This window comes from Pseudoalteromonas sp. Z9A4, from assembly GCF_011378845.1.
Taxonomy (GTDB): Bacteria; Pseudomonadota; Gammaproteobacteria; order Enterobacterales; family Alteromonadaceae; genus Pseudoalteromonas; species Pseudoalteromonas arctica.
Genome location: NZ_WTLA01000046.1, coordinates 1 through 13,009, shown reverse-complemented (window position 1 = coordinate 13,009; position 13,009 = coordinate 1). Strand labels below are relative to the sequence as shown.

Sequence of the window (13,009 nt, the reverse complement as noted above, 5' to 3'; positions counted from 1 at the left end):
GCAGCTTCGCAACCTTGATTGAGCAGTTCAAAGATTCATCGAATGAAGAGCTTCAAATTGAGGTGGCTAAAGCGATGGCTAACCAAGGCTTTACTTATGATCAGCAAGGCAAGCCTGATGACGCACTCAACAGCTACGCAACTTTGATTGAGCAGTTCAAAGACTCATTGAATGAAGAGATTCAAATTCGGGTGGCTAAAGCGATGAACAACCAAGTCGTTTTTTATGGGAGTCAAAAAGACTTTACCGCTGCTCTAAATCTGCATTCGCAATTATTAGAGCGATTTAAGGATGCCAATAATGCTGAAATTAAAGCACAAGTAAAAACAGCGCTCGCTAATATTGCAGAGCTGGCTTTATTTTTTGAAACACCGGAACAGGTGCTCAGTCGTGTTACAGAAGTTGAAAAATCCATAGTTGATCAACAAATTTTAGCCGTAATGCAGTTTATTCGCTTTTTGCTTGACGATAAAACGATTGAAGAGGTGTTTACTGCCTTAACCGCAATCCCACCGGAAATGAAATTAACGTGGAGCTTTGGAGAGATTAAAGATTATCTAACCGATAATTTTGAAGGTATAAAGCAACAACAGATTCAAGCAGTTGTGCAGTATTTTGAGCAACATAAAGATATTGAGCAATTAAGGGATAAATTAGGGGTTCCAGGCTAGCTTTTGCCTTTTTATCGCCGTAAACGACGGCCTACGGATCGTATAAATTTGGAATATTTAAATTCTAATTAATTGTCGCCATAAATGACGACCTACAGGGCGGGCTTTAGCGTGTTAAATATCCTTGAGCTTTATCGCCGGACTTCCTGCAACCACTGTATTAGCTGCAACATCTTTGGTTACCATCGACCCTGCGCCCACAACAGCGTTATCACCAATGGTAACGCCAGCTAATACAATAACTCCGGCGCCAATCCACACGTTATTGCCAATGCTAATCTGTGCTGCAAAGTTTTCCTTATTAAGCCTTTCTGCTGGATTAGTAGCATGTGACACAGCAAGTAGCTGAACGTTAGGACCTATTAAGCAGTCATCACCGATAGTAATTGCCCCCTCACTAATTGGGGCATCTAAAATAGTGCAATTAATATTTATAAAAGTACGATCACCAAGAACTATTTGATTGCCGTAATCGCAATGAAAACCTGATTCTATAATTACACCATCACCCGACTTTAAAAATAACTCTTTGATACGTTTTAAGTTGCCTTTACTTGGGCTCTTATTAAATAAACGGCAGGTTTCACCTGCTTGCTTTCGCTGTGCTAAGTATTCTTTACTGATACTGTTAAATGACTGCATTGTATTTATCTTTATAACTTAATTAGTTACAGCTTACCGTACTTTTAGTTTTATTATTATTAGAATAAAACTGTGTTTTTTTTGCTCGTTCACTTGCCATTTAAGTTGTTTCGTTTAAAATCGCATAACTTTCGAAATGAAACTTAATTCACGAGCTTTATGACTAAACGAAACACACAGCAGCGTCGTCACAATATACTAGTTCAAGTTAATGAATTAGGTGAAGTAGCCGTTGAAAAGTTAGCACAGCAGTTTCAAACATCTGAAGTAACCATTCGAAAAGATTTAACCTCGCTTGAAAAAAGTGGCTTATTACTTCGCCGCTACGGTGGTGCTATTGCACTACCTAAAGAAATTGTTAGCGATGAAGTAGATTCAAAGCGCAAAGTCGCAATAGCAAAAGCTGCAGCAAAACTTATAAAAGATCATAACCGCATTATTATTGATAGCGGACGCACTACGGCAGCTATGATCCCTGAGCTTGCTGATAAGCGTGGGTTAGTTGTTATGACCAACGCAATTAAAGTAGCGAGTCGTTTATTAGCACTCGAGAACGAGCCGACACTTTTAATGACCGGCGGAACGTGGGATCCACATTCTGAGTCATTTCAGGGGCAAGTTGCTGAAAATGTATTATGTTCTTACGACTTTGATCAGCTATTTATTGGCGCTGACGGCATAGATGTAAAGCGCGGTACTACTACCTTTAATGAGCTAGTTGGTTTAAGCCAAGTTATGGCAAAAGCCGCTCGTGAAGTAATTGTAATGGTTGAATCAGATAAGATTGGCCGAAAAATACCAAATTTAGAATTACCGTGGAAAATAGTAACCACATTAATAACCGACGATGGCTTAGCAGACGATAAGCGCAAAGCAATTGAGGCGTGTGGTGTAAAACTAATTTGTGCAGAGGTTATACAATAGCTACTCAGTAGCAAGTATTTTAAAAATTAATGGAGACACTATGTGTGGAATAGTTGGGGCAGTTGCAGAACGTCCAGTAAACAAAATTTTAGTTGAAGGCCTTAAGCGCCTAGAATACCGTGGTTATGACTCAGCAGGCGTAGCATTGCTTGATGGCAACACACTTAATACTGTTAAAGCAGTGGGTAAAGTAGTTAACGTAGAAGCAGCTCTAGAAAAAGCAGGTGTTAGCGGTCATACAGGTATTGCACATACGCGCTGGGCAACACATGGTAGCGTTACAGAAGCAAATGCACACCCACATGTATCAAACAACCAGTTAGCACTTGTGCACAATGGTATTATTGAAAACCACGTGAGTCTACGTACAGCACTTAAAGCAGATGGTTACGAATTCTTATCAGACACTGATACAGAAGTAATGGTGCATTTAATTCACCAACTTCGTAAACAACACACAACGTTACTTGCATCAGTACAAGCAGCTGTTAAACAGTTTGAAGGCGCTTTTGGTACTGTTGTATTTGATAAAGACAACGACAACGAAATCATTGTAGCGCGCTCAGGTAGTCCTCTTGTTATTGGTTTAGGCCTTGGCGAGAACTTTATTGCGTCTGATCAGTTAGCATTACTACCTGTTACTCGTAGCTTCATCTTTTTAGAAGAAGGCGACGTAGCACGTATTACACGTGACACAGTAGAAATTTTTGATGCAGACGGTAACGCAGTTGAGCGTGAAGTGATTGAATCAAACATTACGCAAGATGCATCAGGCAAAGGCGATTACCGTCACTACATGCTAAAAGAAATTTACGAGCAGCCACTTGCTGTACGTAATACTCTTGAAGGGCGTTTAAACGACGACCGTGTGGCAATTGATGCCTTTGGCGAAAGCGCTCAGCAAATATTTAAAGATGTAAAACATGTGCAAATTATTGCCTGTGGTACGTCTTATCATTCAGGTATGGTTGCACGTTACTGGCTTGAGCAGTTTGCGGGTGTTAGCTGTAATGTAGAAATAGCTTCTGAATTTAGATACCGTCAGTCGTTTGTTCATGAAAATAGCTTACTTGTTACTATTTCTCAATCGGGTGAAACTGCCGATACGCTAGCTGCATTACGCCTAGCTAAAGAGCAAGGTTACATGGCCTCAATGACTATTTGTAACGTACCTGGTTCATCGCTTGTACGCGAATCAGACCTTGCCTTTATGACTAAAGCAGGCGCTGAAATAGGCGTGGCATCTACTAAAGCATTCACAACGCAGTTAGTTGGTTTGTTAATGCTTACTGCGTCTATAGCTCAGGAAAAAGGCCTTGATCAAAGCGCAATTGTAAATGCAATTAAAGTACTTCCAGCTAAGTTAGAAGAAACATTATTACTCGCTGATGGTATTGCAGATCTTGCAGAAGAGTTTGCTGATAAGCACCACTCATTGTTTTTAGGTCGTGGCTCGCAATACCCAATTGCAATGGAAGGTGCGCTTAAACTTAAAGAGATTTCGTACATTCACGCAGAAGCTTACGCAGCGGGCGAGCTAAAACACGGCCCATTAGCACTTATTGATGCCGACATGCCAATTATTGTTGTAGCACCAAATAACGAATTGCTAGAAAAACTTAAATCAAACGTAGAAGAAGTACGCGCACGTGGCGGCATTATTTACGTATTCGCAGATAAAGATTCACACTTTGAGTCAGACGACACAATGCGTGTAATCAACGTAAACCACACTGACGACATTATTGCGCCAATTGTTTACACCTTGCCATTGCAGCTACTGTCGTACTACGTAGCGGTAATTAAAGGCACTGACGTTGACCAACCACGTAACTTAGCTAAATCGGTTACGGTTGAGTAAAATCAATAGGTTGGTAATTACCTGTTAAAGATAAAAAGGCGCTCAATGCGCCTTTTTTTGTACCTCAAAGCCTGTTAGATTAAATAACACACTATTTTATAAAGGATTAGTCATGCGTTTATTAACCGCTGTTTTTATATGTAGTATATTTATATTTTATTCTAGTAGCACACTTGCAGAGCCTGATTTAAAACAGCAAACCATTGGCTATCCGCAACACACACATACATTTAAATCGGCTGTTTTAAACGAAGAACGCACAGTTGTCGTTCAGTTACCTAAGAGCTATCAATCTGAGCCAAACAAGGTATATCCTGTTATATATCGCTTAGATGGAGCGGGTAATATACCGCTTGCCAGTGCTGTTATTGAGCGTTTGCAAAATGATAATCGTGCGCCTGAGGTTATTATTGTCGCTATTGAAAACACTAATCGCTTAAGAGATTTATACCCCACAGTTAATAAAGAGCCACAAGGCCCGGTAGGTGAAGGCGGAGGCGCAGCAAAGTTTTTAGCATTTATTGAGCAAGAGCTTATGCCCTTGATTAATAAAAGCTATCGTACGCATAACTTTAATGTGATTGCTGGGGGCTCAGCAGCAGGCGTGTTTGCACTTTATACTATGCAAGCTAATCCTGAGCTTTTCCAAGCGCATATTGCTTACAGCCCTGCCGTTTGGTGGAACTATGGCGCACCGGTAAAAGCGACTAATTCGTTTATCAATAAATCAAAAGACCTGAATAACTATGTTTATATAAATATTGGCGAAGAAGCTGGCGTAATGCGTGAGCGATATAATGAGCTGCAGCAAGCTTTACAATCTAATAGCTTGCCAAATTTACGCTTTTTCAGTGACGCATTTGAAAATGTATCGCATAACTTAACATCTGCCGCTGGGGCCTTTAATGCTTACCATCATTTATTTTTACCCAAACAAATGCCCATGAGTGCTTTAAGCGATGATATAGAATCTATTGATGTTTATTATAAAAAGTTATCTCAGCAATGGGGGGAGCAAATAACACCTCCAGAGGCGGCTGTTAGGCAACTTGGTTACAACCTAGTAAATATGCAGCAATATGAGCGGGCTGTGGCAGTATTTAAGCATAATGTTAAGCATCACTCACAATCTGTTGATGCACTATGGGGGTTAGGTTATGGCTATGAATTACAAGGTAATATACAACAGGCACTTATTAAAATAGAGGCTGCTTTAAATGTCGTAGATACCACATACCCCTATTTAGATACCTTAAAAGAGACTAAAAGTAGATTACAAACACAGTTAAATAAAACCCAGTAATATAAAAGGACAATGCGCGGGGCTAGCCTGCGCTTACAGTTACCTTTACAACACGCCGCTGATATTTAAATCACTAATCTCTACTTAATAAGCGCTAAATACGCTAAAATTACAGGCTACTTTTTTAGCAATAAGCCCGTAATAAATATGACCTCAGCCACAAGCCCTAGCACTTTTTCCGAACTTGGCCTTATTCCAGAGCTATTAGCTCGATTAACCGATTTGGAATATACCCAGCCTACACCTATTCAAGCTAAGGCTATACCTAGTGTGCTTGCGGGTAGTGACCTAATTGCAGGGGCAAATACCGGTTCAGGTAAAACAGCAACGTTTGCTTTGCCTATGCTACAAACCTTATTTTTAGAGCAAAGCGCTAAAAATGTAGCGAGCAAAGGCAACTTTGTCACTGGGCTTATTTTGGTACCTACCCGCGAGCTTGCAACGCAGGTGGCCGATAGCGTTAAATCGTATTCAGCTAACTTTAATGGCGCAATTAAAACGGTGGCGGTATTTGGTGGTGTGTCGGTTAATACACAAATGCAGGCTCTACGCGGCGGCGCCGATATTATTGTGGCAACACCTGGTCGCTTACTTGATTTAATCTCAAGCAATGCGATTAAGCTCGATAATGTAACTACGCTTGTGCTTGATGAAGCCGACCGTATGCTAAGCCTTGGCTTTACCGAAGAGCTGGCTGACCTTTTAGCGTTAATGCCTGCTAAAAAACAAACCATGTTGTTTTCAGCAACTTTCCCTGAGCAAGTTAAGCTATTAACGCAAGAGCTTTTAAACGACCCTGTTGAAATACAAGTACAAAACAAAGATGAAAGCACCTTAGTACAGCGTGTTTTTACCGTAAACAAAGGTGAAAAAACCACAGTTTTAGCGCATTTAATTAAAACCCATAAATGGCGCCAAGCGCTGATTTTTGTGAACGCTAAAAAAGACTGTGAGCATTTAGCGGCTAAGCTTGAAAAACGGGGTGTTAATGCACAAGTTTTCCATGGCGATAAAGGCCAAAGTGAACGTACTCGCGTAATAGAAAAATTTAAAGCGGGCGAAATAGAGGTACTTATCGCAACCGATATTGCTGCACGTGGTTTGGATATTGAAAAGCTGCCAGTGGTAATAAACTTTAATCTACCACGCAGTCCTGCTGATTACATGCACCGTATTGGTCGAAGCGGCCGTGCTGGTGAAGTAGGCTTAGCGCTTTCATTGGTTGATTATGAAGATTTGCATCACTTTAAAATAATCGAGAAGAAAAACAAACTACGCCTAGAGCGTGAAGAAGTAACCGGTTTTGCTGTAAACCAAGCAAACCTTGATGCAGCTGATGCGCTTAAAAATGAAAAGCCAATGGCAAAACCAGAAGGCACAGGCAAGAAAAAGAAAAAAAATAAAGCCGATGATATAGATGATGTGTGGAGTGGCTGGCGTCGTAAGTAACAATAGAGCTAAATAAATAGCTGTAAAAACCCGTAATTAGTAAACCTAATTACGGGTTTTTTGTTTTGTGGCTTTAACTTAAAGCGTTAGTTTTAAATTAATGGTCGTGATCTTCATCTTCTATTTCTTGTGCAATCCCTAACCAGGTAATGCTTGCAGGTGGAAAAGTTAACTCTAGCTCACTTTCAATTTCTAGATCTTCAAGGTGTACTTGCACTATGTGTTGAGCAATTGGATCGGCAATATAAGCAAACTGACCACTTTGCGCCACTGTCATACTAAAGCTCATTCCTTCGGGCATTGTGGTTACGTCTGCTTGAGTAATATCTACTTGGCCTGCGAGTTCCCAGTGCATTTCACCGTCATGTTCATGCCCAGTAAGTACATTTAAAAAGCCTAGGCTGTCGAGTATTAAAAAGTGTTCACCACTGGCTGAAAAAGAATAAGAAACAGCACTTGCGCCATCAGCAAGTTGCCATTCTACTTCTTCCATTTCGGCATTTTCAGGATGAATGCTAAGCAATACTGAACCACTGCCATCATGCCCTGCGGCAATACCAAAAATTGTGTCATTGCTTTTATGGCCGTACAAAGTACCAATGCGCTGATCGCCTACGGCATCTATATTTACAACTTTTTGAGCGCTGTATACATCACCTTGCTGATGGGCAATCAATACACCATCACCACAACCAAATACAACATAATCGTGATTCTGTGCTGCGCCGTGTAAATCGGGGCAGGTTATTTCAAACGTTTGCTCTAGTTCGTAATTACCATCGTGAAGATGATAAACACCCACTTGATCGGGAAGTACTTTGGCATTAGATGTATTACTTGCATCGTCGCGGCGAATGGTTGAGAGTAAATGCTCGCCGCGAGGCTCAGCTACACCATGCATGTTAATGTCGTAGTTAATGCCCGTTAGTGTAGCTGTTGTATTAGTAATATCGTTATCGGTTAGCACTTCTACTGAGGCAGGCGTACCGGTTTCTGCATCGCCATCGTAAAATATTGCTAATTGCCCGTCGTGAGTTATTAAGTGTGTAGGGCGACTACCACTTGTTAGCTCGTAGCTGCTAAACGCAGGGCCTTGCTCATAATCATGCAAGTGCTCTGCGTGATCTTCGCGCCACATACCGCCGTCTATAAACCCTAGGTAATCTTGAGTACGATTAGCAATAACAGCATAACGAAAGCCTGGTGATGCAGATAACGTGTTTGAGTCATTGTTCAGTGTAAATGTATCAAGTAATTCGTTGTTATCTAAATCAAAAAAGCTAGCTTCGTTACTGTCACCTGCCAGAACGGCAAGTCTGCCAAGTGAGTCTATGGTATAGCCGTCGTCATGGTCGTGATCATCATCATGATTGTGCTCGTCTTCTACAACAATAGGATCTTTTTCCACAATGTTGGTTTCTGCATCGCCACAGGCCGTAATAAATGTAGCGCTAATAGCGAGTGCAATAAGCTTTAATTGATATAGTTTTTTCATGTTTATTTCCTTTAATTATAATTTTTTAACGCTTAAAAATAACCGCGAATACCTAGCGCAAAACTACGTCCTGGACGTGGCGCTATATCCTTTACAAACGAGCTGTGCACGCGAGCTTCTGTATCTGTTAAGTTAGTGCCTCGTAGGTACACAGACATATCTTGGTTTAACACTGAAAGGTCGTAAGAGATGCTCGCATCAACTAAGGTGTAACCGTCTGTGGCTGTTTCTTGTGGGGCTGTGCGGTCTTGCTCTTGATAACGAGTTACGTGAATATGCGCACTGAGTTTATCTGTTTGATAGCTTAGTTCGCTGCCAAAACGAAGCGGTGGTGTACGGGGTAAATCGCCGCCGTCTTTAAGGCGTGCACGAACGTAGTCAGAGAATACATCTAGCTTAAACTCGTTAGTTAGTTGCCACGCAATTTGCGCTTCAAAACCATGTAAAACTACATCATCTGTTTTAAATAAATAAACGGGTAGCTCTGATGAATGGTCGTGCTCGTCAACGCCTTCTTCTTCATCGCCATGGTCGTGTCCACTTTCGGCGAATAAACCGGTGTCTATTTGGTAATAGTAGTTATCTACTTGGTTGTAAAAGGCATTTAAAATAAAGCCAACATCGCCTTGAGTTTTACGTAGGGTTAAATCGATATTATTGGCTGTTTCCAGATCAATTGCTTGTTCAGATAAACCCAAATGGCCATCTTCATCTAAATCAAATAGTGCGCCTACTTCGTAAGTGCCAGTACCAATATGCGGCCCAAACGATAACAACTCAGAGGCAGAAGGTGCGCGTTCAGAGCGCGATACCGAAAGCCCTAAGTTATAGTTAGATGTAAAATCCCATACTACCCCTGCCGATAAACTGACTGGCGTAAATTCATGCTCTACATCAAATACGCGAGTGGTTTCTGCGCTTTCTTCGTGGCCATGATCATGCTCGTCGGCTTCTTCTGCTTCATCGTGTGCGTGAGCGTCAATATTTGGCAGCAATACGTCGCCTGCTTCAATGGTTACACGCTCAATACGCCCACCTACCTGCACTAAAAAATCACCAAAGTGCCTTTCTTCCATTAACGCTACAGCAAAGCTTTCGGTCTCTGATGGAGGAGTAAAGGCCTCTTCACCTTGTGCTTCAACATCGCTTTGCTTGTAATGAAAGCTAATACCGCCATTCCATTCGTTAAATTGGTTATGCAGTAGGTCTATGCGTAATTCGTTGGTTTCGTTTTTAAAGGTAGTGCCAACAGCGCCGCTCTCAATTTCAGCGTGTTCGTAGTCGGTATGGCCAGCGCGGAGATTTATTTTGTTTAGCCATTTATTATCTAGGTTGTACTCACCTAATAATTGCACTTTAGTTTGCTCTAAATCAGCAAATACGCTTTCTTCTTCGTCGTTGTGTTCTTCCTCTTCTTCCTCGCCGTGCGTATGACCAGGAATACCGTATTGACGATTAAATTGCTCTACTGCTAAGCCAATAAAGCCGTTATCCATTAAATAGCTAGCGCCAACAGTAAAACCGTCAGACTCTTCATTACTGTTTTCAACTTTGTAATCGCTACTATGGCCTTCACCGTCGCTATCTATATCGGCAGCTACAGGTACCCCGTAGTCATCGGCCTCACGCCAAAATGCATCGGCGTAAAAAGCCACCGAGTCTGTGCCTGTGGTGGCATTAAACGAGGCCACTTTTTGGTTATCTACCGAGTTATGTTCTAGGTTCCATTCACCACGCGTGGTGCTGTCGGTAGGTACGCGGTTATCTACTACATTAACCACACCACCAATTGCGCCACTGCCATAAAACAGCGTTGCAGGGCCGCGTAATACTTCAATTTGTTGTGCGGTAGACGCCTCCGATGCAACAGAGTGATCGGGGCCAACGCGCGAAACATCACTAACATCAAGGCCATTTTGAGTAATAAGTACGCGAGGGCCGCTTAAACCACGAATAATAGGTGTGCTGGCTACTTTACTGTGAAAATTTGTATTAACGCCTGGGAGTTTTTCAAGGCTGTCGCCAAGGGTTGCAGCTTGTTGTCGTCTTAGTTGTTCGCCAGATAAAACACTAACAGGCGATGCAGATTCCATTGCCGACATATGAATAGGGGTCGCTTCAATATCAATAACTTCAATAGGCGAGCGCTTTAAATTAAAAGTAACCGATTGGTTTTCATCATTAGTTATTGTTATATCGCGATGAAGATGCGCATAACCAGGGGCTACAACGTGAAGCTCTTTTAAGCCATTTTTTAGTTCTGTTATAACAAATTTACCGTTTTCATCGGTGGTTACTTTAAGATCTGAGCCTTCAACTTCTACCGTTGCATTGGTAACTACTTTACCTTTGTTGTTTAAAATAACGCCTTCTATTGTGGATGCAAGCACACTAGCCGGCAATAAAGCTGCGATGAGAACAGCTAATTGCGATCTACGTTTCATTTGACTACCTTGTTGGATGTTATATTATATCAATTATGCGAGTAATGTTATAATATATCAACAGTAATTAACTTATGTTATTAAAATGTCTCCTTAAAAGTAACGTTTTTGAGTGGAGACACTGATTTAGTAGAGGAAATAATGAAGTCGAGTCAAAGTGTTATGGATCGTATGGCAATAGGGTTATCGGTAATGTGCACAGTGCATTGTTTTGCAACCCCGGTTATTTTAGCGTTATTACCAAGCTTTGCTGTAATGCAAATAGATAGTGAGCAATTTCATTTATGGATTCTTACGGCGGTAATGCCAACCAGTTTGTTGGCATTGAGTTTAGGCTGTAAAAAACATAAACGTACACGTTATATGGTGTCTGGTGTAACAGGCTTAGCTTTTATGATATTTGCCGTATTGCTAGGCCATGAAGTGCTCGAAAAAGCGCTAACCTTAATAGGCTCAGCGTTTATTGCTGTAGCCCATTGGTTTAATTATCAGCAATGTCTTAAACAGAATGACGACAACTGCCCGTGTTCAGGCAGTGAGCCAGATCAAGTGGTTTAATGCTATAAGTGCTGGTGGTTTAAACGAAAGCTATACTGGCACTTTATCTTTTATTTAAACTTTGTTTTTTGGATAGCTTAAATATTCGCTAAAAGTACTTTAAAGTAGGTACTTAATTTATTTTTAGCTTAGGTTAACCAATACAGTGCCTCTTATTTTAAAATCTCTTTTGCTTTTAAGTGCCTTAATATGTTTTAAATTAAGCGCAAATACCCCTTATTCAATACCCCGAAGTAACGTGGTTGAGCTCATTGAGCCCGTTAGCGAGCGGGCGTATCCTGTGTATATTCAGCTTCCTAAATCATACCAAAAGCAGCCTAATAAAACGTATCCAGTTATTTATGTAACCGATGCACCGTATACCTTTCCCATCGTTGCTGGGGCTACACGATTCCCTATGAATAGTGGCAAAATGCAACAGGCTATTATTGTAGCAATTGGCTATGAAAAAGGGTCCGCTGGCTCTAACAGCCGAATTAGAGATTACACGCCTACCTTTGCAAAAGATTGGAAAAAGCAAACAGGTAATGCCAAAGGGCATATTCAGTTTTTACAAAGTACAGTTTTCCCTTTTATTGAAAAAAACTATCGGGCCAGTAACTTACAAAGAACCTACATGGGGCATTCGTTAGGCGGTTTATTTGGCGCGACTATTTTATTAACGACACCCGATTTATTTAGCAATTATATTATTGGCAGCCCATCGGTTTGGTTTGATAACAATGCACTATTAGCGTTAAAAGTGAATAAGCCAAAATTGCCTATAAGGATATATATATCAGTTGGATCTATGGAAACGCCAGCTTTCGGCGAAGGGCAAAATATGGTTGAAGGTGCTAAGCAGCTAACGCAAAAAATTAATGCGCTTAAAAGTGACAATATAGAATTAAAAAGTGTTGTTATTGACGGCGCTAATCATGCAACCGTATTTCCAACAACAGCAATCCAAGGCTTAGATTGGGTGCTAGGTAAAGCGAAAATTAATATAATTAAATGATTTTTAACAAGCACAAAAAAAGCGACTACCCAATATGGTGTCGCTTTTTTAGTAAGTAGTATTAACTACTTATAAAAGGCTTCAACAGTGCCTTTTCTTGTAAGTAAAAGTGGTTGTCCGCGACGATCAAGGCCTTTTGGAGATGCAAACTTTATCCAACCTTCGCTGATGCAGTATTCTTCAACATCAAAACGCTCTTTGCCGTTGAACGTGATACCAATATCGTGTTCAAAAACTTCTTCCACATGATGTGGGTTGCGTGGATTAATAGAAAGGCGATCTGGTAAAGCAGGTTTTGCGGTAGTGTCGTTCATGGTCATATTCTATATTGAATGAAGTATGCGCTATTGTAGGCAATACAAAGCTTTCGCTCAAGAGAGATAGTAGTAAATGTGTTTAAAAATGTACTAATTAATGAGTTGTGTATACAAATGAGATTGCGCTTGGGAAATATTTACAGAGGAGGTTTTGAAGATATTCGACTAAATAATTATAAAGGTAAATATATTAATGGGTTATCTCTAACCCACTAAATTGTTTAGCAATTAGATGCTAACAATGTTCTCGGCTTGTGGACCTTTTTGACCTTGAGTAACAGTAAACTGTACACGTTGGCCTTCAGCTAAAGTTTTAAAACCGTCGCCAGAGATTGCGCTAAAATGTGC

At 40.8% G+C, this 13,009-nt stretch carries 12 protein-coding genes; 7 read left to right on the top strand and 5 right to left on the bottom strand.

The window, feature by feature from the left end:
• Positions 1 to 671, top strand: a 671-nt coding sequence (locus tag GQR54_RS19160; protein ID WP_166379645.1) for a tetratricopeptide repeat protein, incomplete at its 5' end; no start/stop codon positions are given.
• Between the two features lie 114 nt (positions 672 to 785).
• On the opposite strand, the gene GQR54_RS19155 is transcribed toward GQR54_RS19160, so the two are convergent.
• On the bottom strand, positions 786 to 1,313 hold the full coding sequence (locus GQR54_RS19155) for a sugar O-acetyltransferase (RefSeq protein WP_166379643.1): 528 nt from the start codon (positions 1,311 to 1,313) through the stop codon (positions 786 to 788).
• A 159-nt stretch (positions 1,314 to 1,472) separates the two neighbouring features.
• Here GQR54_RS19155 and GQR54_RS19150 point away from each other — a divergent pair, with 159 nt between their 5' ends.
• The 4 genes from GQR54_RS19150 (at position 1,473) to GQR54_RS19135 (ending at position 6,850) form a co-directional block, all read left to right on the top strand.
• Positions 1,473 to 2,237, top strand: a complete 765-nt coding sequence (locus tag GQR54_RS19150; protein ID WP_166379641.1) for a DeoR family transcriptional regulator — start codon at positions 1,473 to 1,475, stop codon at positions 2,235 to 2,237.
• Between the two features lie 40 nt (positions 2,238 to 2,277).
• On the top strand, positions 2,278 to 4,098 hold the full coding sequence (gene glmS, locus GQR54_RS19145; protein WP_165723088.1) for a glutamine--fructose-6-phosphate transaminase (isomerizing): 1,821 nt from the start codon (positions 2,278 to 2,280) through the stop codon (positions 4,096 to 4,098).
• Positions 4,099 to 4,210: 112 nt separating this feature from the next.
• Positions 4,211 to 5,401 carry an alpha/beta hydrolase-fold protein gene (locus tag GQR54_RS19140; protein WP_166379639.1) on the top strand — a complete coding sequence of 397 codons (1,191 nt, stop codon included), beginning with the start codon at positions 4,211 to 4,213 and terminating at the stop codon, positions 5,399 to 5,401.
• 147 nt (positions 5,402 to 5,548) lie between these two features.
• A complete protein-coding gene (locus GQR54_RS19135; RefSeq protein ID WP_166379637.1) occupies positions 5,549 to 6,850 on the top strand; it encodes a DEAD/DEAH box helicase in 1,302 nt (433 codons plus the stop codon).
• 97 nt (positions 6,851 to 6,947) lie between these two features.
• On the opposite strand, the gene GQR54_RS19130 is transcribed toward GQR54_RS19135, so the two are convergent.
• Both GQR54_RS19130 and GQR54_RS19125 read right to left on the bottom strand, forming a co-directional pair.
• Positions 6,948 to 8,345 carry a 5-methyltetrahydrofolate--homocysteine methyltransferase gene (locus GQR54_RS19130; RefSeq protein ID WP_166379635.1) on the bottom strand — a complete coding sequence of 466 codons (1,398 nt, stop codon included), beginning with the start codon at positions 8,343 to 8,345 and terminating at the stop codon, positions 6,948 to 6,950.
• 32 nt (positions 8,346 to 8,377) lie between these two features.
• A complete protein-coding gene (locus GQR54_RS19125; RefSeq protein ID WP_166379633.1) occupies positions 8,378 to 10,789 on the bottom strand; it encodes a TonB-dependent receptor in 2,412 nt (803 codons plus the stop codon).
• 141 nt (positions 10,790 to 10,930) lie between these two features.
• Here GQR54_RS19125 and GQR54_RS19120 point away from each other — a divergent pair, with 141 nt between their 5' ends.
• Both GQR54_RS19120 and GQR54_RS19115 read left to right on the top strand, forming a co-directional pair.
• Positions 10,931 to 11,347, top strand: coding sequence for a MerC domain-containing protein (locus GQR54_RS19120; protein WP_166379631.1), 417 nt, complete (start codon positions 10,931 to 10,933; stop codon positions 11,345 to 11,347).
• Positions 11,348 to 11,492: 145 nt separating this feature from the next.
• Positions 11,493 to 12,344: an alpha/beta hydrolase-fold protein gene (locus GQR54_RS19115; RefSeq protein ID WP_166379629.1), complete on the top strand. Its 852-nt coding sequence runs from the start codon at positions 11,493 to 11,495 to the stop codon at positions 12,342 to 12,344.
• Positions 12,345 to 12,409: 65 nt separating this feature from the next.
• Here the strand turns inward: GQR54_RS19115 and GQR54_RS19110 are convergent, their stop codons facing one another.
• Together GQR54_RS19110 and GQR54_RS19105 are read right to left on the bottom strand one after the other, a co-directional pair.
• Positions 12,410 to 12,658: a DUF3297 family protein gene (locus GQR54_RS19110; protein ID WP_166379627.1), complete on the bottom strand. Its 249-nt coding sequence runs from the start codon at positions 12,656 to 12,658 to the stop codon at positions 12,410 to 12,412.
• Positions 12,659 to 12,889: 231 nt separating this feature from the next.
• The coding region (locus tag GQR54_RS19105; protein ID WP_166379625.1) for a cold shock domain-containing protein at positions 12,890 to 13,009 on the bottom strand (120 nt) is incomplete at its 5' end.